Below are 25,873 nucleotides of genomic sequence, written 5' to 3' on the forward strand. Positions count from 1 at the left end.
TTATCTTGTAAGTTCTTTCATTATTTTTTCGTTTTCTTTTTCCAATCTTTCGATAAGCCTGTTTTTGTTTTCAATAAAATCATCGATAGATTCTCGAATTTTGCTAATCTCCTTATTGTTTTTCTCAAGCTCCTTAATCATAGTTTTAATTTTCATTTCAGTAAGCATATTTGCTCCTCCGTAATTTTTATTTTTTTGTTTTTATCTATTATCAAAAATTATATTGATAATCATGAATAATTTTGCTACCTGAATATCTTTCAAACCATTTTGCATTTTCTGTGTGAATGGGAATTATATATTCGGGTTCAGTTTTTTTAATTAAAGCGTCTATCGTTTTTACATCCGCATGTCCGCTTGTATGTAATTTAATTATTTTCACCTCCTTTTCTTTCATAAAATTTATAAATTGTTTCATCTCGTCATTTTCTAAATAACCTTTCCACATGGAATAAAATAGAATTCCGCCATTAAAAGATATTTCTTTTGACAGTTTTTCTAAATAATTTTCCATAGACGAGCGAACGCACATAATGAATTTTCTTTTTAATATTTCTTTTCTGCCTATCTTTTTATCTTTATATTCTTTTAATATCGAATAATTTTTTTCTGTAGGAATGGTTAAAAATACTTTTACATTTTCAAAATCTTTCGGATTTGGAATATTATTTCCCGAAGCGGAAGTTATGCTCGACATATAAACATCTTCTAAAAACAAACGATTTGTATTTTTAGCGACTTTATAAAAAGTGACAATTCTATCGATATTAACGGACGACATTAACGCAAAAATTGGAGCGTTATTATTTTTTATAATATCAATCGCATGTTTTTCTAAACTTTTTTCACTATAAGATTTTGAATTTTCTCTCGTAACTGTAGTGCCTTCGGTTATGAGTATATCTACTTTTTCAAGTTTATTTAATAATGAGTAAAAGCTTTTTCTACCGTTAGCTCTAAAATCTCCCGTGTAAAGAACTTTTTTATTTTCTAAATATAATAAAATCATATAAGAATCAAAAGCGGAGTGGTCGCATAAAATAGGTTTTACTTTTATATCTCTAATATCAAATTCTTTCTCGGATTGCAAAAAATTCGATATTTTAACCGTTTTATTTCCTAAATATTCGTTTGCAGTTTTATAAATATGATAACATTTTTCTCCCATAAAAATTGGAATATTTGGAAGTATATTATTAATTAGTCCTATATGGTCGCTATGATAATGCGAAATTAAAACCGCATCGTAATTTGGTTTATCTTGGAATAATCCTTTTATATCGGGAACTTTTGGTATTTTTTCTTGCAATTCGCTTCCCGTATCTAAAATTATTTTTGTATTTTTAGAGCAAATTTCTATGATATTTCCTCCAATTTGATTTTGTCCTCTAATAATACTAATATTCATAATTATAATTTTATATTTGCGGAAACCAAATAAGCTTTAATCATACTATCTAAAATTCTTATTAAAGAATCAATTTCTTCGTCCGTTTGAATTGGGTTAGACATTGTAATAGTAATCGTGTGATTTTTATAAAAGATTTTTGATATTTCCGCACTATATATCATTCTTATATAATCAATAATATTATTGGCTATCTTTTCATAACGAGGTTCTAATTCTTCGTCATTTAATGCCATTCCTTCAAAGAAAGTTCCTTTATTTAAATGAAAATCTATTTTTATATCTTTATGATTATAATTTTCTTCTTTTATTTCAGGAAATCTAACAAACCAACCCGAATTTTTTGAAAAATCACAGCCTTTATAAAAATTATTCATATCGGTAAACATATCGAAACCGTAAAATCCAGTTTTATCGATTTTGCTTTTTACTATGACGGTTTTATTATCTTCTTCCCATTGATTTAATTTATTTTTTAATCTACCTTCAAAATCTACTATTTTTTTAACATAGAAATTTTTAAAAACTAAAAATAAAAGCATAACGGCAAGCATAGTGGCGGAAATATCTTTTATCGCTCCCGCAATATAAACCGTTTCGTAATTATTTAAAGCCATTTCAATTATAGCTGCTATAACCGAAATAATGCTAAAAATTCCTCCAAATAATGTTTCAGCGTTTATTTTATTCATAAGTTATTTTCTCCTTTTGTAATGTTATATTCAGAATTATTATTTTTAGAAATATAAAATAATTCTATCTCAAGTTTTTTAATTAACTCTTTTAAATATTTATTATCGCTACCCGACATTTCCTTATATTGAGAACCATTGAAAAATACTAAAGGCGAAGCTTTAATTTTTGTATCTTTTGACAAATTAAAATCTTCTAAAAATTTATCTTTGTCTAAAGTTTTAGAATATGTAAAAATTTCTAAAACGCAACGAAGCATAGTTTCTTCGTTATCTTCCTTTTTTAATTCCAAAAGGTAAACGGTTTTAATATCTTTATTATAAGAGACTATATCAATTTTTCCCGCTTTGTCGTCCCGTTCATTTTTTAACGGAGTTTGATAATCTAATACTTTTCCAAGAATATTGAGCGATTTTTGATTAAAAATCTCAATCGCCATTATCTCTTCCAAACGATTAGAATTTTGATTATTATGTTTTCCGTCATGCGTATCAACTTTATAAGAAGATTGACGGGTTATTTTCTTTATATTATCAAATAAATTAAAATTTTTTATTAACCATTCGGCTATAACTTCCGTATATTTTTCTTTTGTGTCTGTTGTATCGCCTCTATAGTTAATAAAATCTTCTTTGTATAAAGTTGAAATATCTTTTAAGTTTTCAAGTTTATTTATTATTTCGTCTTTTTTGTATCCGTTAGCCATTTTTTAACTCCATTTTTAATTTATTTTTTACGCTTCTTTTTAGGGGAAGATGCGCTAAACAAAGCGTATAAAAATACAAATACAATTAATACTATTGATAATATTTGAAATATAGCGGAAAAAATTGGAATAATGCACCTAAATTTACTTTCTGGCGGTAGTGTAGTAGGTAAAAATAAGAAAACTATCGAACCAATCACCATAGGTAAAGAATAATACCAAGCAAAATCCTCGCTATAAAATACTAAAAGTATTGTGCCAATAATAAATATTATTGCAAATCCTACATAATAATAAATAATATCTTTATTATTTCCTGTATCTTCCATAATCTTAATTATTCTCCTTAAATTTTTGATTATTTATTAAAATATTAAATTTATACAAAATTATTAAATATATATTAAATATGCCATAGATAAGCATAATATTTTTTAAAATTGATATAACTAAATTTAATTTATTTAAATTATAGAATACTTGCAAGGCAAGGCAAGGCAAGGCAAGGCAAGGCAAGGCAAGCGTCAAAAATATAGTATAAATCGTTATTCATAATAGCATTATTATAACATTAATTAAATTTTTGTCAAGCGTTTTATTTAAAAAATATTAATTTTAATATAATATAAATTAAATGAATACTGTTAATATTATTTATGAAGACAAATATTTTATAGCCATATATAAAGAATCGGGAATTGAAGTAGACGATAATTTAATCAAATTAATTAAAAAAGAAAATCAAAAAATAGAAAATCTTTATTTGGTTCATAGAATAGATAAATTTACTTCGGGAATAGTTTTACTTGCGAGAGAAGAGAATACAAAAAAATATTTTGAAGACGCTTTTAAAAACAGAAATATAAATAAAATATATCATGCGATAGTCGAAGGAATTATAAAAAATAATAGAGGAACTATAGATATTTCTATTGGCAAAGATAAGAAAAATCCTAATAAAAGAATTCCTTTGAAAGTAAAAGAGGGCGGAGAGAATGCGATAACAAATTATAAAGTATTGAAAAGATTAAAAGGACATACTCTTTTAGAATTAAATCCTATTACGGGCAGAACGCATCAAATTAGAGTTCATTTGTCATATATCGGGCATTCTATTATTGGAGATAAAATATATTCTAAAAACGCTAAAATATATAAAATGAAAGGTTTCGCTCTTATTTCAAAAGAAATTCATTTTATTCATCCGATTACAAAAAAGAATATTGATATAATCGTAAATTATAATAATGAATTTTTAAGCAGATTAAAATTATTAGATAATGCAAAAAACTAAAATTAAATATATTTCCAAGTATAGCCTTTTTTCATTTCAAGAATTTCTTCAACAGTTCCTTTCGCTATTATCTCGCCTCCGTTTAATCCGCCGTCTAATCCTAAATCTATTATATAATCGGCAGCTCTTATAACATCGGGATTATGTTCTATAATTATAACGCTATGCCCTTTGTCTACAAGTTTATTTAACGCTATTAAAAGTTTATTAACATCGTCAAAATGAAGTCCCGTAGTCGGTTCATCAAGTATATAAACTATATGTTCTCCGTATTGTTTTTTTGAAAGTTCGGTTGAAAGTTTTAATCGTTGTAATTCTCCACCCGAAAAAGTGTCTAATCTTTGAGAGAGTTTTATATAACCCAATCCCACTTCGCTCATAACCGATAAAGTTTTTGTAATCGATTTATCAAAGTCAAAAAATTTTAAAGCTTCATCAACGGTAAGCTCCAAAACTTCGGCTATATTCAAAGATTTAAATCTAACCGATAAAGTTTCATCGTTATATCTTTTTCCTCCGCAGGCTTCGCATATAATTTCCATATCCGATAAAAAATGCATTGCAATTTTTCTTATTCCTTTTCCTTCGCAAATATTACATCTTCCTTCTTTTCCGTTATAAGAAAATCTTCCCGCAGAAAATCCTTTAGCTCTTGCTATTTGAGTTTTGGCGAATATATTTCTTATTTTATCGAATACTTTACTATAGCTTATTAAAGTGCTTCTAATCGAACCTACTATTGAAATTTGGTCTACTAAAATAGTGTCTGAAATTATATCGGGAATATACGCACTTTCGTATTTTGAATATTGATTTAATTTTCTTTTTTTAAGCGCGGGATAGAGCGTGTCGATTATAAGAGACGATTTTCCGCTTCCCGAAACTCCCGTAACAACGACTATTTTTTTTAAAGGAATTTCAATATCTATATTTTTTAAATTATTTGTAGAAACATTTTTTAATTTTATCATCTCCGTATTTTCTTTTCTTACAATGTTTTTATCAAATACTTTTTTTATTCCGCTTAAATATTCTCCCGTTAAAGATTTTTTATTTTTTATAATATCGTTAAATTTTCCTTCAAAAATAACCTCACCTCCAAAAGCTCCCGCATAAGGTCCCATATCGATTATATTGTCGGCTGATTTCATTGTATCTCTGTCATGTTCTACTATAACTAAAGTATTTTTTAAATCTCTCAATTCTTTTAATGTTTCAAGCAAATGCCCCGTATCTTTAGGATGAAGTCCTACGGTTGGCTCGTCCAATACATATAAAACGCCCGTGAGTTTTGAGCCAAGCTGACTTGCAAGTCTTATTCTTTGAGCTTCGCCTCCCGATAGAGTAGAATATCTTCTATCTAAAGACAAATAATTAAGTCCGACTTTATCTAAAAAATTTAATCTTGTTTTAATTTCTTTTATAGCTTCTTTTGAAATAATATTTTCTCTCTCGCTTAAAATTAACGGAAGTTTATTAAAAAATTGAGACGCGCTTTCAACAGTCATTGAAGCGACTTGACTTATATTTTTTTTGTCTATCGTATAGGCTCTTACTATTTCGTTTAATCGCTCTCCATTACATTTGGGACAAATTTCATCTATAAAAAATTTAGATAGAGATTTATCTTTCCACTCTGAATAATCTTCGCTTGTAATATCGTTATTCAAATGCCAATATTCTATAACATTTCCTACGGCGCTTTCTCCTCCAAAAAAGAAAATATTTATAATCTCTTTGTCAAGTTGATTAAAAGGAATTTCTTCCAATTCTTTTTTTCCGATTCCGTTTCTTTTAAGCATTCTAAATAAAGAATCGGTATAATATTTTCCATGCGTTGAAAACATATTATGAAGCATATTGTCCAAAGCTCCGTTTAATAAAGGTTTAGTTTTATCTTTAATAGCCAAATCGATACTGAAAGCTGGCTTACTTCCTAATCCTTTACATTCTGGGCAATAACCCCAATGCGAATTAAAAGAAAAATGTCTTGGCGTTATTTCAAAATTAAATAATATTCCATGAAGCAAACAAGCTGGAAATTTTGTGTGAAAACTCTCTCTTATCATTATTCCGTAATTTGCTTTTATATGAACAATCCCTCCCGATAAATCCATAGCTTTTTCAATCGCATCCGAAATTCTCGCTCTTTTATCTTTTCCCGCGACTATTCTGTCTATAACTATTCCAATAGAATAAATTTCTTCTTTTGATAATTCTTTTATTTTCTCTTCGGTAATATCGTCAATAATATAATCGGAAGAGTTTATTTGTATTCTGATATATCCCGCGTCTCTTATTTTTTTTATTATATCGGCTATAGAAATATTATCGCTTGAATTAAAAGCAAATCTATGATTAAGAGAACTATGATAAATCGGAGAGATAATCATTAATTTATAATTTTCCATAGTTTGAGATATTTCGGTTGCAAGCATTGAAGGGCTTTCCGCTTTTAAGTTATCTTTGTCTGCGCAATATGGACAATGCGGAGTCGAAACTCTTGCAAATATTAATCTAAAATAATCGTATATTTCTGTAACCGTAGCGACTGTAGAGCGAGGATTTCTGCTAACATTTTTTTGGTCTATAGCTATTGCTGGAGCTAATCCTTCTATTTTATCGACTTTTGCATCTTCAAATCTTCCTAAAAATCTTCTTGCATAGGTTGAAAGCGATTCTACAAATCTTCTCTGTCCTTCTTTAAATATAGTTTCAAAAGCTAAAGAAGTTTTTCCGCTTCCCGAAACTCCCGTTATCACATTTATTTTATTTTTAGGCAAAGTTAAACTTATATTTTTTAAATTATGTTTATTCGCTCCTTTTATTATAAGATAACTTTCTTCAATATCATTTTTAGATTTTAATATTTTTTTAGAATTATCTTTTATTTTGGTTTTTTGTTTTAATACAGCTTTTAATTCTTTTCCCGTTAATGATTCTTTAACTTTTATTATTTCTTCGGGCTTTCCTTCGGCTACTATTCTTCCGCCTTTATCTCCGCTTAAAGGTCCCATATCGATTATATAATCGGCGCATTTTATAACATCCAAATTATGCTCTACAACTATAACCGTATTTCCTTTTTCAACCAATTTATCAAGCGCTTTGAGTAATTTTTTTATATCTTCAAAATGAAGCCCCGTAGTCGGCTCGTCTAAAATATATAAAGTGTTTCCCGTAGATATTTTATGAAGTTCGCTCGCTAATTTTATTCTTTGAGCTTCGCCTCCCGATAGAGTTGTGGAAGGTTGTCCTAATTTTATATAACCTAATCCTATATCTTCCATTATTTTTAATATTCTTGTTATTGAAGTTATTCCGTCAAAAAATTCTATCGCTTCCGATACGGTTAACTCCAAAACTTCGTAAATATTTTTATTCTTATATTTAATATCCAAAGTTTCGGCGTTAAATCTTTTTCCCGCGCATTCTTCGCAAGGCACAAGAACATTTGAAAGAAATTGCATCTCTAATTCTATTAAACCCGCTCCTTCGCAAGTCGGACATCTTCCTGTTTTTACATTAAATGAAAATCTGCCTTTATCGTATCCTCGCATTTTTGAAAGTTTAGTAGCCGCGAATAAATCTCTTATAGGCGATAAAACTTTAGTATAAGTAGCGGGATTGCTTCTTGGCGTTCTTCCGATTGGCGATTGGTCAACTTCTATAACTTTATCTATATTTTCAAAACCTTCAATTTTTTTATGCTTTCCTACATTAAAAGTTTTTCCATAAAAATGATTATGCAAAGCTCTCATTAATATATTATCAATCAAAGTAGATTTTCCGCTTCCTGATAATCCGCTTACTACTAAAAATAAACCTAAAGGAATTTTAACATCTATATTTTTTAAGTTAAATTGCGAAGCTCCGATTATTTTTAAAAATTTTCCGTTTCCTTCCCGTCTCGTTTTTGGAATTGGAATATCGTCTTCGCCTCGTAAATATTTTGCCGTATAAGATTTTTCAGATTTTATAAACTCGTTAAAATTTCCAATTCCAACTATATTGCCGCCCGAAACTCCCGCGTCTAATCCTATATCGATTAAATAATCCGATTCTTCCATAGTTTCTTTATCATGTTCTACTACTATAACCGTATTATTTTTATCTCTTAAAGTTTTTAACGATTCTATAAGTTTTTTATTATCCGATTGATGAAGTCCAATAGAAGGCTCGTCCAATACATATAAAACGCCTTCGAGTCCGCTTCCAATTTGAGAGGCTAATCTTATTCTTTGAGATTCGCCGCCCGAAAGGGTAGGGGAGGCTCTTTCAATCGTCAAATAAGTAAGTCCGACTTTAACTAAAAAAGTTAATCTATAAATAATTTCTTTTATAATCGGTTTTCCTATAATCTCTTCGTTTGGTTTTAATTTTAATTTTGAAAAATAATTAAATAAATCTTCAATAGTCATAGAAGAAAAATCGGCTATAGTTTTTCCGTCAAATTTAACGGCTAAAGCGTCTTCGTTTATTCTCTTTCCTTTGCATTTCGGACATTCAACTTCATCCATAAAATTTGCATAATAAGATATTTTATAAGTTTCGTAATCGTATTTTAATCTTGTAAGAATTCCAGGAATTTTCTCTTCGACTATTTTACTATGATACCAAAATCTTTTTTTCCATTTAACCTCTTTATCGCTTCCGTATAATAAATATTTTTTTTCATTTTTGCTCAAATCCTTCCAAGCATTTTTTAAGTTTATATTGTAAATTTTCGCTATTATCTCCAATTCTTCAAAACCGTATTCCATATCAAAACCGATATGATTGTCAACAAAGCAACTTAAAGCGCCTTCGTAAATATTCAAATTTTCATCTCTTATTATATGTTTTTCCGTAAATATATGTTCTACTCCTAAACCGCCGCATATAGAACAAGCGCCCATAGGATTATTAAACGAAAATAAATTTGGCTCTATGTCGGCTATTGAATGCCCGCAGTTTGCGCAAGAACGCTCGGTTGTATATAATCTATAATATTTGTCTATTTCCGATTGTTTGCTTATTTTAGTTTTTTTTCTTTTAGTTTTTTCTTCGGTTGAATTTTCTTCTTCAATAATTTCATGCTCTTCGTAAAACGCCACTAAACCTTTAGTTATTCTTATAGCTCTTTCAATATCGTCCGTTATGCGCGATAAATATTTATCTTCCGCTTTAATTCTATCTATAACTATTTCTAAAGTATGTTTTTCGTATCTTTTGAGTTCGGGAATTATATCGTCTTCAAATTTATAAACGATATTGTCTATTCTTATTCTTTGATAGCCCGCATTTTTTACTTCTTCTATTTCTTTTCTATATTCTCCCTTTCTATCTCTAACTATCGGCGCTAAAATTAAAATTCTTTTATCTTTAAAATCTCTTAAAATAGTTTGCGCTATTTGGTCCTCGCTCTGTTTTGAAATTTTATGTCCGCATTTTGAACAATAAGGCGTTCCTAATCTTGCAAATAATAATCTAAAAAAATCGTATATTTCAGTTACCGTGCCAACGGTTGAGCGAGGATTTTTATTTACGCTCTTTTGGTCTATCGATATTGTCGGCGATAATCCTTCTATATGCTCCACATCGGCTTTTGCCATTACTCCCAAAAATTGCCTTGCATAAGCGGATAAAGATTCTAAATATCTTCTCTGTCCTTCTTTAAATATTGTATCGAAAGCAAGAGACGATTTTCCGCTTCCCGAAACTCCCGTTAAAGTAGTTAAAGTTTTATGAGGAATAGAAAGCGATATATTTTTAAGGTTATGCTCTTTAGCTCCTCTAATTTCAATAGAATCGTTCATTTTAAAGCCTTTTAAGTAAAAGAAATAATCGATATATTATAACATAGATTTTATATAAAAACAAAGAATTATTAAATACCGTTCCATTGCGAAGCTTGATTATGATAAGCCCAACGATAACCGCTACTTGAATTTAACCAAACTTTAGCCAAAGCAGATTGTCCCGTATTTGAAAATATATAAAGTCCGTTAAGAGAGTAAGCGTCTTTTTCGTAAAAATTCTTATTTGTAATTACTACAACCGCGTTAAAATCGCTTTGAGGTCCGAAATATTGAAGTTTCCAACCTCCGCTCGCTGTAACTAAATTTTGAGTTTTATCTATAGTGCCAACGGTTTGACTGTTTGCAGTTATTGTATTTCCCGTGCCATTGCCTTCCGTTCTCGGAATAACGGGAACTATAGCGTTTATTTTAGTTTCTATATATTTAGTATCAGTCAAATCGTTTGTGCCATAAGCGGTTACGGTAACATAATATAAAGTGCCGTTTTGATAAGTTTGTCCTGTTTGAGTAGGCGGCACTTGTATTGTAAAATTAGTCCTTGTATGAGTTGAATTTGCTACGGTAGGATAACCGCCCAAATTATTTTTTATAGCGTCCGTAGGTTGAGTAAAACTAGAATTGCCTTGTTTAATGTATATATTAAATCCCACGAAATCGGAAGCTAAAATTCCCGACCAAAAACTAATACTTATTGAATTATTTCCTGGAATAGCTTTTATTCCGTAAGGCGGATTATATTCGTCAACTACCGTAATAAGTTCGTTTGAGCAAGAGATAAATATAAATAATATTGATATAAAAAAAATAATCTTTTTCATAAATTAATAGCTTAATACATCCGCGGCTGTCTGAAGGCAATAATCTACCGTTGCAGTTGTCCCGCTAACGCTTTTTACAAATATTTTACCATAATAATTTTTTCCTCCGTCCACTGTCTTCGTTAAATATAATTTATTTGCTTCAACGGTTAAAGCTGCAGTTGAATATCCGCTTTCTGGAGGAATCGTTACTTCATACAACGAAGATGCCGAACGAGATTGAATTCCGCCCCCGTTTTGAAAAGTTAAATTTCCTCCGCTTGTTCCTACGGTTGCTAATGTTTTACCTCCACTTGTAATATTTCCCGAAGAAAAGCTTCCCGTATTTTCCTCTCTAGGAGTAGCCATTTGAGCATAATCAAAATAATAAATACTTTCGTTTTGCGGCGTTATTTGATAGGCGCTCACCCATACATAAATAGGAATTCCGTTTTGAATTTCCGATGCGGTTAAAGTTGTGACTTCGCTATCTCCTCCCGTAGAATAATAACTTCCAACTCCTATTGTATAACTATACGAAGTTATATTTTGTGAATTTTTATTTATAATTGTCGGGCGAGTTTTTTGCTGATTGTATAATTTATATTTTTGAGGATTTACGCTATCTCCAAAATATATATTATAACCGCTAAAAGCAGGCTCATTATTTTGGGCTTGAAATTCAACGGTTACTTTATTAGGTCCTGGTATAAGTTTCGTAATAAAAGGCTGATTCATTTCTTGATATATGCTTGTAATATCGGGAAGTCCGCATGATATAGTAAACATAATATTAAAAAATAATATCGATATAAAAAATAACTTAAATAAACTTTTCATAATTTCAATTATACGACTTTTAAAAAATTATTCAATACATTTATTAATAATTTCGTCATTATTACATAATATATTAAAACTTTTTCAATAGTTTCAATTAATTATTCATAAATGACAATTTTTTAAATCTCCTACTTATTATAACAACTATTTTTTAAAAAAGTTAAAAAATTAATTGTTTTTAATTATTTATTCGTGCTTCCAAAACCGCCTTCGCCTCTAATCGATTGAGATAAACTTTCAACCTCTTCAAATTCCGCTTTTTCCACTTTTGCAAAAACAATTTGGGCGATTCTATCTCTAAAATTAATAGTAAAAGGCTCTTCGCTTAAAGAAGCCAAAATAATTTTTATCTCTCCTCTATAATCGCTGTCTATTGTAGCGGGAGAGTTTAAACAAAATATTCCATGTTTTAAAGCTAAAGAACTTCTGCTCCTCACTTGCGCCTCGTATCCTTCGGGAATTTCTATATATAATCCCGTTGGCACTAAAACTATATCGTTTTTTTTCAAAATTATAGGCTCTTCGACATTAGCATGCAAATCCAATCCCGATGCGCCAGCAGTTTGATATTTAGGCAAAGGATTTTTCGATTTATTAATTACTTTAATTTTTAACATAAATATTTTTTCCTTGTCTTTATAAATTATCTAAATAAAAATGAAATTACCATAATAATAATTAAAGCCGTTAGTCCTTGAACTAAAGTTGCAAGCGTTCTCGCCTTATAAGCGTCTTTTATTTTTAAGCCCGATAATTCCACGACTATCCAAAAATAACTATCATTTGCATGCGATACAACCATAGAACCAGCGCCGATTGCCATTAAAACCAATACTTTAGATATTATTGTCGTATATCCTAAAATATTTAAATACGGAGCGAATAAAGTGGAAACCGTTATAACCGCTATAGTCGAAGAACCTAAAATTATTTTAAGCAAAGACGATATTGCAAAAAGAAATACAAGCCCTAAACTTGGCGAAGAAATTAAATTATTTAATTGAGGTATAGAATTTACTAAATCGGTAGATTTTAATACTTCTGCAAATGCTCCGCTAGCGCCTACAATAGCCAATATTCTTCCCGAGCTTGCTATTCCATCGCCAATCCATAAATGAATTTCTTCTTTATTAAATTTATGCGTAAGAGAAAGAGAAACTAAAAAGCCGATAAACAAAGCCATTGAAGGTTCGCCTAAAAATATAAATATATTTTCTAAAACGCTTTCGTCAAATTTTGTAGGCATAAATCTAACTATAGTTCCCATTGCCATTAATATTATAGGAATAAAAATCGGAGCGAAAGATTTATAAGCGGGCGGAAGTTCGCCGATATCGCTTATTAAAGTTTCGTAAGTCGGCGATTTATCAACATAATTTGGCTTTTGTATATATTTTGAAATAAATATTCCGTATAAAGCGCCAATTAAAGAAGTTGGAATTGCCACTATTAAACCGATTATAATTACCGCTAATATATCTTCTTGCAAATTAAATAAATTAACCATAGCGGCGGGTCCTGGAGTTGGCGGAATTAAAGCATGCGAAGTATAAAGCCCTGTCGATAAAGCTATTGATAAAGCTACGGGAGAAGCGCCCGTTTTTTTCGCCACAACCTTTCTTAAAGGAGTTAAAATTAAATAACCAGAATCGCAGAAAACGGGAATTGAAACTATAAAACCAAGTATATTCATTGCAATAGCGGGATGATATTTGCCGACTATTTTTATTATAACTTCGCCCATTTTTAATGCTGCGCCTGACATTTCGAGTATATTTCCTATAATGCTTCCCAAAACTATAATTATTCCGACATTTGCTAAAGCGTATCCAAAACCTTTTCCTATTAATGCCGACACTTCGGTAATAGAATCCGTTTCTCTATTTGGCGGTATATATAAAGTAAAAGCTAAAAATATCGCGACTAAAATCATAGCTATAAAAGGATTAACTTGAAATTTCATAGTTAAAATCATAAGAGAGGCTATGGATATGACGAGTATAATTATAGTGAAATAACCTATCATTGAATATCCTTAAAATATTATTTTTTATAATCTATATTTTGCAATAACTTATTTTTTAAAATTATTATTTAAAAAATTATTCTTCTTCTTCTGGAACTTCGGCGTTAATATAGCCTTCTTCAAAAAAATCAATTAATTCTTTTTCGGCGTTTTTTGCAATCTCTTCCATTCCGTCTTCGTATTCTATTTCAAGTATTAAATTCGCTCCTTGAAAAGCCCCAAGTCCCATTATATTAAATACGCTTTTTGCATCCGCCCTTACTCCGTTATAAAGCAAAAATATGCCTATATCTGAATATTCCGATTTGCTCGATATTTGAGATAAAATGCCTGCTGGTCTTAAATGCATGCCGTTTTTACTTTTTATGGTTACAACATTGTTTAATGTCATAATAAATAATTATCTCCCGTTTTTCTTTATTATAACATATTAAGCTATAATTTTCAATATAAAATTTATCCTCTCGATTGTTTATCTTTCCACTTTTTTATAATCGTTTCAACTTCGTCTCTTGAATAAGAAGAATTTTTTACTATTTCGTCAGTTTTCCATCCTTGTTTATACATTTTAATAATAAATTCTTCTTTCTTATTGTCGACTATATTCGATTTGCTTCTTTTAGATGTAGTTTTTCCATCCGACATATATTTTTCCGCATTATCAAGCAAATCTTGTAAATATCTAACAAAATATTCCGCTCTTTCAAGATTCTTAACTATATTATCATTTTCTTTTTTCATATAGTTAAGATTTTCTCTTTGATTTTGCATCTCTTCAAGTATAATATTTAACTCTTCAAGTTTATTTAAGAATAGTTGAACTTTTTTATCGTTTTTCTCTATTTTATTAAAGTCTTTTTCTAAAGAAGAAATTTTATCCATGAAGACTTTCCTTTTCTCTTCCACATCTACCATAGCGGATTTAATGCCGTCAACTTTTTCTAAAACGGTTTCAATTTCAATATCCGCTTTATTCATTTGAGATAATATATTTTCCGCATATTCTTCTTTATCTTTTATAAATGAAAGTTTATCTTCTATTTGCGAAGCTATATCTATAACCGCTTTTATTCCCTCTTCGGTATTTTCTATCATAGAATTGCTTTCGGCTATATTTAAGAATTTATTTTGAATATCGTCAGTCATTTCAATTAAAATATTAACTTTATCTTGAGTGTCTTTTAAGCTTTCTCTTTCTTTTTTTATGCCTTTAGAATATTCTAATATTTCTTTATGCATTTGTTTAAGCCCTTCAAATTCAGACATAGTTTTATTCATATCAGAAACCGCGACTTTTGTATCTTTTACTAAAACATCCAATTTTGAAACATCTTCTTTTATAGTTTTTGCGCTCTCTTCGGCTTTATCAAATATTTTAATAGTATTCATATATTTATCGATATCTTTTTGTATATCTTCTATTTTCATTTTTAAAATATCGTATTCGTTTGCAATATCGTCCGATTTTTCGTCAAGCAAATTATCTATTGCCATAACGACACCGTCAAGTTTTTTATTTAAAGAGTTCGCTCTATTATCCAAATCTTTAAGTATAATATTAGTTTTTTCATTATAACTTAAATTAAGCTCTTCTAATCTCGCTTCAATTTCGCTTGAATATTTTGTTATATCATTTTCCAAAGCGTCTACAATATTTTTCATACCTTCGATTCTGTTATCGTATATGTCTAAATTTTCGTTTTGAGTTTTAATTATCTCGGTTTTAGCGTTTTGAACATATTCTTTAGCGTCATTCATAAGAAGAGATAAAGTTTGCTCTAAATTAGAATTTAATCTCGCGACATATTTATCGTATTTTTCGTTTGTCTGCTCTTCAATAGAGTTTATATTTTCTTCTATAATAGAATTAGCGTCCGCTATTTTTTCATTAATCGCTTTTGAAATAGAATCTCTTAAATTTAATAACGATTCTGACAAGCTTATATAATTAGATTTTAATTCTTCAAATTCGGAATTTTTGCCTTCTAATATTTCATCCATTCTTTGAGATATATTATTTATTATAGAATCAAATTCTTCAATCTTGCCTTCAACGGATAATTTGGCGTTATTTGATAATTCTTCCAATCTATCGTTAAATTTTTTGCCTTGCTCTTCTATATCTTTAGAATAATTTTCTATTTTATTTTGCAATTCTAAAGCTTTTTCTTCTATAATCGATTTTAATCTTTCTATGGAAGGAGTAAATTCATTTTCTAAATTATTCATTTTCTCTTCCACATTTTTTAATTTTGCTTGATTGCTTTCAACAGAAGACATAAACTCGTCTTTTATCTTCATTGCATCTTGCAAATCTGCAACCATTTCATTAACGGAATTAGTTAAATTCGATTTGCTATTTTCAAGCTCGTCATACAGAGAGTTGATTTTATCTTTATATTCTTTATAAGTTTCTTCAAATAGGGTAGTGAAGGATTCATGATTTCTCTCTTGTCTATCGGTATAGAATTTTTCAGAAGTAAGATACATATCTTTTAATTTTGCCATCTCCTCGTTATATCTATCGTTTATTTCCTCAATCGTCCTCGCACCTTCTTGATTTGCCGAAATTTTAAACTCGCTTATAATTTTCTCTTCGTATTCCGACATTTTTTTCTTTAATTCTTCCATATTATTTTCAAGTTTTGTATTTATAATATTGAAAGATTCATTTAATCTATCGTTAATAGTTAATTCTATATCTTCTATAGATTTTTTAATGTCGGAGAATTTTTCAAATTTGCTCGTTTCTTTATTTATAAAATTCTGCACGGCAGTCATTATATGAGGAGTTAAATCTTTAGTTTCTTTAATAATCTCTTCGTTGAAAGAGGCTATTAAATTATCTATAGTTTCTTTTGATTTATTTAAATAATCTTCGTTAATATGGTTTTCTACAGAAGTAAGATAATTTTCAATTTCTTTAACTCTATCGTTAAATATATTTTCTTTTTTAGCCATTCTTTCATAAGCTTTTTTTGACGCATCGGCAACCGCTTCGGTTAAACTATCAAGTTTATTTTTTATATTTACATCGCTATTTTTAACCATTTCTATTAAAGCTTCTCTTTCTTTGCGAACATTTTCTATATCTTGCGATATATGTTTTTGAGATTGTCCTAACATTCTAATCTCGTTTTCTTGTTCTTTAAGATTTGCTTTTATAGTTTCTACTAAAGCGTCTATATTATTTTGAGCTTCGTCTATTCTGTTTATAATATTATTAACTTTTTCATTTTCTATTATATCGACTTTATTTTTAGCTTCTTCGACTTTTAAGTTTATATCGTTAAGTATATTTGAAGTTTCGCTTTTTAAATTATCTACTTCGACTTCTATAGCGTCTCTGTAAAATTCTTTAATTTTATCAGGTTCTGAATAAGCGTCTTCAAAATGCTCTATTCTTGCTTCTACTCTTTTTCTAAACTCTTCGTTAGAATCCTCAAATACTTTTATAATATCGTCTCTAAAAGAATCGTAAGAAAAATCGTTTTTCAAAGCTTCGTTTTGCAAATTTTCAAACATATCGATTATATATTTTTTCTCTTCTTCAATCATAGAGGAAATTTCTTCTCTATTAGGAATATCTAAAGAAATTTTATTATTTAATTCTTCTATATTTTGAGTTATATTATTTTTTTCATTTGATAATAAACTTATAGCTTCTTCTTGTTCTTTCATTAAATCGGAAATAGATTTTCTAAAATCTAAAAATTCGCTTACAAGTTTATCTCTGTCGCTTTCTATTGAGTTTAAAGCCTCGTTTGAATAAATAGCTCCGCTTTCGTATTTTGTTTTTATATCTTCAATTTCTGCGGATAATCTGTCTCTTTCAATTTGCAAATTGCTTGCCAAATTATTTATAATGGAAATTTTTTCTACGAATTCGTTTTTGAAATCGTATATTTCATTCATTATATTATCTTTATATCTCTTTATGCTTTCTGAAAAATCTTCTTCCAATATGCTAAAATTATTTTTAATTTCCGCTTCATGCCCTTTGTAAATATTTTCAAAATATTCCAAAGTCGGCATAGAGTTTAAAATTTCATTTCTTAACGAATCAAACTCTTCTCTTAAAGAATCTTTTTCTTCAATAAATATTTGGCTTATATCTTCAATCGTAGGAATTTCTTTAATAATATTTTCCTTCATTTCGGATAATTTATTTTCGATTTTATTATCTATAGAATCTTCTTCTTTAGAAAAAACTTCGGCTATAGCTTCAACCGTTGAATAATTATCTTCTATATTTTTCTTAAACGATTCTAATATTTCGTCTATTCTCAATCTTTCTTTTTCAATTATATTTTCTATATAAGGTTTATCAATTTTTTCAGAATTATCGGAAATTTCTTTTTTAGTATTTTCAACCGATAAAGTTATATCGTCTTTATATTTATTTATAAGTTTTTCTACATATTCATTATTAATTGAATTATCTTTTAAGGAATCGATTCTTTTATTTATATCTTCTAATGAATTTTCTAATAAAGAATGCAATTTTTCTTTTTCATTATCTAGAAATCGATTAATATTATTTAAATATTCTTCTTTAAGCAAATCAAATTTTTCTTCGTTAGACATATATTCCACTCTAATAGCGGATTTAAAATTATCTAATTCTTCTATTAATCTTGTTTTCTCTTCTTCAAATATTTGAGCGAAATTATTATTTTCTATATGATATTCCAAGATTTCTTTTTTAAACTCTTCAAATTCATTTATTAATCCTTCTTTTTCAGATACAAATAAATCAGTAAGTTCTTCCATATTAGGAACATTATTTTTTAAACCTTCAAAATCTTTTTCTATTTTAGAATACATATCTTTTTTAAGTTGATATATAGTTTCTATTAATTCGTTTTTATCTTTAGCCAATTCTTTTGAAAGTTCTAAATTGCTATTGTCTAATCTATTTATATAATTTTCTAAGTCGGATAATCTTATTTCCACATTGCTAAAATCGTCATTATTTTTTACAATGTTTACATAATTCATAGCTTTATCGTTTTCTTGTTTTATAGAATCTTCGATATTGATAATTTTTGATTTAATACGCTCTTCATATTCTTTCAATACATTATCCAATTTATTTGAATATTTTTCCATGTTTTCATTTATAGAGCTTTGATTATATTCAATATCTTTTAATCTATCGTCAAAAGCCATTATGCTGCTTTCAACATCGGATATTTTATCCTCAAATGAAGAAGCCAAATCGTTATGTTTTTGATTTATTTTTTCTCTTAATTCTTCTATCATATTTAACATATTTGAAATATTATCATTGTTTTCAAAATTAATATTTTCTTTAAGCGCATCCAAATCGTTTATAATAGAATTAAGATTATTGTCTTTCCAAAGATTTAAATCTTTTTCCATTTCGTTTATTTTTTCTTTATATTCTTCTAGAGATTGCTCCAAAGCTTCCTCTATAGAAAGATTTAATTTAGATTCTAATTTTTCTTTTAATGATTTAAATTTATCGTTTGTCAAATCGCTAAATAATCTTTTTATATTTTCTTTATTAGACCAAGAATCTTCAAAGAACGCTATTCTTTTTTCAATTCTATCTTTAAACTCTTTATTATTATTGTTTATATCGTCTTTTATATTTTCCAATGCATTTTTCAAAGTGGCAATTTTTTCAATATATTCGTTTAGCAAAGACGATGCAGAATTTTCGTTAGTATCGTTAATCTTTTCGTTTGCATTCGCTATATTTATATTAGATTTAAATATTTCAAATTCTTTTGATAAATTATTGAAAGAATCCGACAATTCTTTTTTATCGTTATCTATTTTAGTTGAAACGATTTTATTATTTTCTTCTAATTGAGCGAGCGAATTTTCTATATGGAATAATTTATCCGACATATAATTTAAACTCTCAATATCGATATCGTTTTTAAATGAATCGTATAAATCAAATAATTCTTTCCTTATAGATTCAAAATAATTTGATTGTTTATTTTCAATTTCGTCTTCATAAGAGTTTATTCTGTTTATAATATCGTTTTCTTTATTGTTTATTAAATCGTTAATTCGATTTTCCATCTCTTCCGCTTTTTCAATATATTCTTTAAACTCTAAAGTATATTCTCCCAAACAAGAATCAATATATTCTCTGCTATAATCTTCTATTTTTAAAATTATTTCATTTTTCTTCTCTTCTGAACTTTCAATAAATAAATCTATATTTTCTTTAGCGTTTCTCAACTGCTCAAGCAAATCGGATAAACTTCCGTCTTCCAAAACGGTTATATTATTTTCTATTTTTCCTAATTGTTCTTGCATATTAGAAACTTCTTCAAGTATTTTTTCAATTTCATTATTTAAAGCGTTATCTTTTTCTTTAGAATTATCAAAAATATTTTTTATATTATAAAATTCGTTTTCCAAATTACCTATTCTTTCAAAATCATTTTTCAAAGAATTAAAAGCTTGTTCTAATTTTATTCTCTCCGCTTCTAAATCGTCAATAGCATCGTTATTTTTCAAAGAATCTAATTCAAATCTAAAGGCTTCAATATTTGCAAGCATGGAATTTTTTTCTTCTATAATAATATTTTTCATTTCTTCTATATCTAATTTAGAATTACACATTTTTTCAATCATATCTCTACCGAAAGAATCAAAAGAATTTTCAAATTTAATTTTCTCTTCTTCAAATAAGCTATAAATATTATCTTTGCTCGCGTTTAGAACTTCATTTTTGAAAGATGCAAATTCTTCTTTTAATTGATTTATCTGTTCGTTATTTAATACGGAACTTTCAATATTAACAAATTTATCATTGAAATATTGATTTGCAGATTCGTATTTGTTATTAGCTTCGGATATTTTATTTCCCAACTGCTCATATAATTTATTTACTTTTTCTTCTAATTTCTTTATATATGCTTTATTATTTTTAACGCTATCTACTTTTTTCTCTAAAATATTATATTTTTCTTCTACGGCTAATATTTTTTCATCGACTTTATTATACATTTCTTTAACTTTATCTTCGTTTATAGTCTCTCCAATTTTATTTTCTAAATTAGACAAAGTATTATTTATAATATTGTCAGATTTTTCTTCAAAGTTATTTATAGCCTTCTCCAAATCGGAATTAATAGCGTTGAAAGATTCGTTTATAATATCGTTAAATTGTTGTTTGCTATCCTCTAACATATTTAATTTCTCAGATAATCTATTCTCTAATTCTATAGAACGTTCCTCTAAATATTCCTCTATATAATTTTTCTCATTTGAAATAAGATTAGTCTCCGCTTCATTTATAATCTTATCTATCTCATTTTTTATACTCTGAAGATTATTTTCTAATTCTTTAGTCGCATCATTATACATTTTATCAAGCGCTATCGAATATCCTTCATAATCTTTGCGTATGCTCTCTGACAATTCTTTAATATCGTCCGTTATTAAATCTTTTTCGTTATTTCTATGATGTTCTATATTCTTTATCTCTTCGTTATATCTTTCTACGGCTTCTCTAATATTATTATGAATATCTTCTAAATTATTTTCTATCTCATTATTTATTTTATCGTCTATATTTGATAATTTATTTTCTATATAGGATAACCTTTCATTTATATTTTTATCTATACGAGAATAAATTTCATTTTCTTTATATTCAATAGTTTTCAACATTTCGGATAATAATTCTTCTTTCTTGTTTTCAGAAGTTTCTACAAATCCTTCAATGCTTAATTTAGCTTGATTTAATTGATTTAATAATTCATTTAAATTGCCTTCCTTCCAATCTTCTATATCTTTTCCTATCGTATCCATTCTATCTCTTAATTGAGAATAAATTTCATTTTCTTTATCTTCAATAGTTTTTAACATTTCGGATAATAATTCTTCTTTCTTATTTTCAGAAGCTTCTACAAATCCTTCAATACTTACTTTAGCTTGATTTAATTGATTCAATAATTCATTTAAATTACCTTCCTTCCAATCGCCTATGCCTCTCTCTATATCATCCATTTTCTCTTTCAAATCAGAAATGTAATGTTCAAATTTTATATCCGCCTCTTTCCTTAAATTCTCTACCTCCTCTCTTATATCGCTATTAAATAAACTCTTTATCCTGTTATTGTCAGACCATATATCCTCAAAATGCGCTATCCTCTTCTCTAATCTATCCTTAAAATCTTTATTCTCATTACTCAAATCCTTAAATACAGAATCTATTTTATTCTCTATCGTTTCAGCTTTACTCATAGAACTTAAAAGATTATCTTTTATAGATTCAAAATCTTTATTAAGAGAGGCTAAATCTTCAAATAAACTTTCAGAATCGCTATCTATTTTATTTTCAAGATTAACTTTGAAATCTTTTAATTTATCCGATAAAATCTCTATATCGCCTCTCAAATCTATATCTATTCCGTCAATTTTATTTTTCAATTCTAATAAATTATTTTCTAAACCCTCTACCTTCTCAAAATCTTCTCTCAAACTTATTAAAGAATTCTCTAATTTAGACTTATCTTCCGTTAATGATTCAATTCTGTTATCCTCTCTTATATTGTTAATATCATCTTTCAAAGATTCAAATTGAGATATTAAATTATTCTTTTCTTCTAATAAATGATTTTTTATATAAGTTAAATCACTCTCATTATCCGAAACCCTATTAAGTAGATTTTTAGAAAAATCCTCAAACATATTCTCTATTCTTTCTTTCTCTTCTTCAAATAAACTAGGAAGCTCTATCTCATTGGCTCTTAAAGTTTGAGATTTCAATAATTCAAACTCTTCTTTGAAATCTTCTATTTGATTGTTTAATAATTCTTTTTCGCTATCATATAATTTTACAAACTCATCCTTATCAATTAAAGAAGATTTTATCGATTCTATAGTTTTATCAATCTCATTATCTCTATATGATAAATTATATTTTAATTCCTCAATTTCGTTATTTAAGTCGCCTTTAATATCGTTTATTAAATTTGAAAACTCTTCTATATATTTAATCTTCTTATCATAATCGTCAAATATCGATAATATGCTCTCATTATTTGAAATTAAACTATCGGTTTGCTCTTTGATTCTATAATCCATCCCTTCTCTTAATTCCAAAAACTCTCTCTTCAAATCATCCATAGACAAACTTATTGATTCTTTAGCTTCAATAATTCTATTGTCTACAAGCTCCTCCGCATACTTTTTCATCTCTTCTACAGATTCTGAAGTTTTAGCGTTATACATTTCTTTAGTTTTCTCAAGTAAATCATTAACGCCTTTATGCAATGTATTAAATGATTCATTTAAGGTTTCGTTTAATCCTTTAACTTTCTCGTCTATCTTCAAAGAAGTCTTATTAAGATAATCGTCTATGTAATTAGTCTCATTTTCTAAATGTTTAGCTTCGGATTCCTCCCTGCTCTTCTCTATCTCCTCTCTTAATCGATTCGCATAATCATTTAAAGAAACCTTCTCATTGTTATAAATATCCTCAAGAGTATTAATATATTCTTCATAATTTTCTCTTATTTCAACTCCAATATTTTCAACTTCTTCAATTATATTTTTATTCTCTTCAAGTCTATAGGTTTCAATTTCTTTTATCTCTTCTCTGTATTTTTCTACGGAGCTTTCTATTAAATCTTTAAGCTCGTTTATTTTTTTATTTATTCCTTCTTCGGCATTGTTAAATATATTATCAACCTTGCTTTCAACTAAAGCTTTTTTATCGTTAATATAAACTTCTATAGAGTCCATTTTATTGTCTATGCTATATTTTATATTATCCGCATTTGAAGAAATTTCATTTAATTTCATTACCAAAGTATCCATACGAACTTTATATTCGTCAGCGACTATATCGGAATGATGTTTTAACTGCTCGTATTCTTCTTTTAATTCTGCAAAAGTATTTTCTATAATAGAATGATATTTTGCGCTCATATTATTTAAATCGGTTTTCTTTTCATCAAATAAAGTCTCTATTTTTTTATCTAAATTATTATATTTATTTTCTATATCAGAAACTAATTCTTTTTCTTTATTATCCGCTTTTTCGTAAACGCCGTTTATAGTTTTTTCAAAAGATTCTTTTCCAATCTCTAATCTATGCATAATATCTTCAAGCTCGTCTCTTATTTTATTCATATCGTCTCTTTTGCCTTCTAAAAGAGAATTGAAAGATTCGGTAGCTTTATGCAATTCGTTATGAAGCATATCGACTATATTCTTTTTATTATCTTCGCTGTATTTAATATTTTCATTTACAATATTATTAACTCTATTTTTAAAATCCTCTAAAGAAGATTCCAAATTATTAATCATATCGTTTAATTCAATACGCTTTTCAGTATTTTCTTTAATATGATTTTCCATATCTTTGCTTAAAGAATCTATATTATTAAATTCTTCGTTATATTTTTCTTTTAAGATAGACAATTTATTATCCATATCTTCCAATTCTGAAGCCGTATTTCTAATATAATTATCTATATTTCCTTCCAAATTATCTTTTATATAATTATATTGATTTTGAAGTTCCTGCATTCTATTATTTGCCTGATTTTCTAAATCTTTATACAAATATTCTTTTTCTAAACTTAAAGAATCTAATATTTCTTCTTGTTTATTAGTCAATATTGAAGAAAATTCAGAAGTTTGATAATGTATTTCCTCTATTTTTTCTTTTAATAAATTTGTCTCTCCTTCTACATCCGCTCTAAGTTCGTTTATTTCGGCAATTAAAGAACCTCTCGCATTATCTATAGAATATTCCATGTCGTCTTGAGTCTTTAATAAAATATCGTTTTTCAATTTTTCTATATCGTTTGAAATTTCTTCAAATCTGCTTTCGGCTTTTAATAAAGTTTCTTCGCTCATTCCGTCTAAAGCGATAATTAAATCGGACAATTCTTTTGTTTTATTTCTGTAAAGCGTGATTATTCCGTTATTTTCATTTTCAAGAACATCTCTTATATTATTTGAAAACGCTTCAACTTCGTTTAATAATCTTCTGTTTATATCGTCTTTAAGCGCCACAAAATCAGAATCTAATTGACCCGTTCTTTCCTCATAATCTTTTGAAATAAAATCCGCCTTATCTTTTATATAATCTATTGACTGCTCTAAAGAAACCGCTTTTTGTTCTATCGACTCTAAAAACTCTTCTTTATCTTGAGTTATTTTTTCAAGTCCTTCTCTTAAAGAAGAATATAACATTTCTTTAGTTTTTTCCATTTCGTCTTTAAACTCTAAAATGCTCGATTCTGTTATAGAATTTAATCTATCATGAATCGTATCTCTTAAATTAATTAATTCGTTTTCAAGTCCGTCTTTAGATTGACTTATAACTTCAAATCTCTCTTCAATATCTTTTGATTTAAAATCAATTTCATCTGCAAATAAAGAATATTTATTAATAAGTTCTTCTCTGCTCTTTTCAAATAATTCCGCTAATTGTTCTATATTATTTCTTGCCGTTCTCTCCGCAAGCTGCGTAAGTTGATTCGTAAATAATTCTTCTTTCTTTGCAACATGAAGTTTAAACTCTTCGGTTAATGCTGAAATTTTTTCTTTCTCTTGTTCCGCCATATCTATATAATGAGCGTCTCTAGCGAGTAGGTTAGAAGTGAGAGCGTCAAATCTTTTATATAATTCGGATTCAAAATCGTTGAATTTAGAATTATAAGAATCTATAAGCTTATCTTGAACTGTAGAAACATTTTTTTCTAATTCTATCATTTTAGTTTTTACATCGGAAATTCTTTTATAAGTTTTTTCTATAGTATTTCTTTCTTTCAAAACCGTATCGACTTTATTTAAAATATCTAAATAAGCTTCTTCCAAAGAATCAACTTGCTCTTGATATTGCGAAACTGCGGCTTTATAATCTTTATAAGATTCAATTTTAGTATTAAGTTTGGCTAAATCTTCTTCCATTGATTTGCTTATAAATCCAGCTTTTTTAACGGCAATTTCTAAATCTATAGCATTGTCTTTCACTTCGGAAATTTTTTCTTCTATAATTCCTTCTAACGCCGCTTTTTCTTCTTCAAAAATATTATTGAAATTTCCAATATTTGAATTTCTTTTATTATCAATAATTTTGGCAATTCCAACCACTATAATTGGTATTATAAACATTAATGCAAAATTGAGTATAGGGAACATACAAATCTCCGAATTTATTTTTAATTAACATAATAATATATTATGTTAATTAATTTGTCAATAGTTTTTTTAAAATTTTTTTAAAAAATTCACTGTTATTTTTTATACCGAAAGAATAAGAACTTTATTTATATTTTATTTCCACTTTGTAA

13 protein-coding genes are annotated in these 25,873 nt (G+C 27.7%); 1 reads left to right on the forward strand and 12 read right to left on the reverse strand.

The window, feature by feature from the left end; translation table 11 throughout:
- Genes EPJ79_RS11475 through EPJ79_RS01225 form a run of 5 tightly spaced genes read right to left on the reverse strand, consistent with a single transcriptional unit; the run spans position 1 to position 3,136 of the window.
- A complete protein-coding gene (locus tag EPJ79_RS11475; protein WP_158634340.1) occupies positions 1 to 168 on the reverse strand; it encodes a hypothetical protein in 168 nt (55 codons plus the stop codon).
- 43 nt (positions 169 to 211) lie between these two features.
- On the reverse strand, positions 212 to 1,408 hold the full coding sequence (locus EPJ79_RS01210; RefSeq protein WP_147738133.1) for an MBL fold metallo-hydrolase: 1,197 nt from the start codon (positions 1,406 to 1,408) through the stop codon (positions 212 to 214).
- A 2-nt stretch (positions 1,409 to 1,410) separates the two neighbouring features.
- Positions 1,411 to 2,100: a hypothetical protein gene (locus tag EPJ79_RS01215; protein ID WP_147738134.1), complete on the reverse strand. Its 690-nt coding sequence runs from the start codon at positions 2,098 to 2,100 to the stop codon at positions 1,411 to 1,413.
- On the reverse strand, positions 2,097 to 2,807 hold the full coding sequence (locus EPJ79_RS01220) for a hypothetical protein (protein ID WP_147738135.1): 711 nt from the start codon (positions 2,805 to 2,807) through the stop codon (positions 2,097 to 2,099). Before EPJ79_RS01220 ends, EPJ79_RS01215 begins: the two co-directional genes overlap by 4 nt.
- Positions 2,808 to 2,827: 20 nt before the next feature.
- On the reverse strand, positions 2,828 to 3,136 hold the full coding sequence (locus tag EPJ79_RS01225) for a hypothetical protein (RefSeq protein WP_147717368.1): 309 nt from the start codon (positions 3,134 to 3,136) through the stop codon (positions 2,828 to 2,830).
- A 305-nt stretch (positions 3,137 to 3,441) separates the two neighbouring features.
- On the opposite strand from EPJ79_RS01225, the gene EPJ79_RS01230 reads away from it, so the two are divergent.
- Positions 3,442 to 4,101, forward strand: coding sequence for an RluA family pseudouridine synthase (locus EPJ79_RS01230; RefSeq protein ID WP_147738136.1), 660 nt, complete (start codon positions 3,442 to 3,444; stop codon positions 4,099 to 4,101).
- A gap of 2 nt (positions 4,102 to 4,103) precedes the next feature.
- On the opposite strand, the gene uvrA is transcribed toward EPJ79_RS01230, so the two are convergent.
- The 7 genes from uvrA to EPJ79_RS01265 form a co-directional block, all read right to left on the reverse strand.
- On the reverse strand, positions 4,104 to 9,899 hold the full coding sequence (gene uvrA, locus EPJ79_RS01235) for an excinuclease ABC subunit UvrA (RefSeq protein WP_147738137.1): 5,796 nt from the start codon (positions 9,897 to 9,899) through the stop codon (positions 4,104 to 4,106).
- Between the two features lie 71 nt (positions 9,900 to 9,970).
- Positions 9,971 to 10,720, reverse strand: a complete 750-nt coding sequence (locus EPJ79_RS01240; RefSeq protein WP_147738138.1) for a hypothetical protein — start codon at positions 10,718 to 10,720, stop codon at positions 9,971 to 9,973.
- 3 nt (positions 10,721 to 10,723) lie between these two features.
- On the reverse strand, positions 10,724 to 11,539 hold the full coding sequence (locus EPJ79_RS01245) for a hypothetical protein (RefSeq protein ID WP_147738139.1): 816 nt from the start codon (positions 11,537 to 11,539) through the stop codon (positions 10,724 to 10,726).
- A gap of 185 nt (positions 11,540 to 11,724) precedes the next feature.
- Complete coding sequence (gene dut / locus EPJ79_RS01250; RefSeq protein ID WP_147528225.1) at positions 11,725 to 12,159, reverse strand: dUTP diphosphatase; 435 nt, start codon at positions 12,157 to 12,159, stop codon at positions 11,725 to 11,727.
- A 26-nt stretch (positions 12,160 to 12,185) separates the two neighbouring features.
- The gene (locus EPJ79_RS01255; RefSeq protein WP_147559467.1) at positions 12,186 to 13,568 is read right to left on the reverse strand and encodes a GntP family permease; all 1,383 of its coding nucleotides are present in this window, start codon (positions 13,566 to 13,568) and stop codon (positions 12,186 to 12,188) included.
- A gap of 76 nt (positions 13,569 to 13,644) precedes the next feature.
- The gene (locus tag EPJ79_RS01260; RefSeq protein ID WP_147559468.1) at positions 13,645 to 13,959 is read right to left on the reverse strand and encodes an HPr family phosphocarrier protein; all 315 of its coding nucleotides are present in this window, start codon (positions 13,957 to 13,959) and stop codon (positions 13,645 to 13,647) included.
- 65 nt (positions 13,960 to 14,024) lie between these two features.
- Positions 14,025 to 25,721, reverse strand: coding sequence for a SpiroCoCo family coiled-coil protein (locus tag EPJ79_RS01265; protein WP_147738140.1), 11,697 nt, complete (start codon positions 25,719 to 25,721; stop codon positions 14,025 to 14,027).
- Positions 25,722 to 25,873: the final 152 nt, after the last annotated feature.

The organism is Brachyspira aalborgi, assembly GCF_008016455.1.
Taxonomy (GTDB): Bacteria; Spirochaetota; Brachyspiria; order Brachyspirales; family Brachyspiraceae; genus Brachyspira; species Brachyspira aalborgi.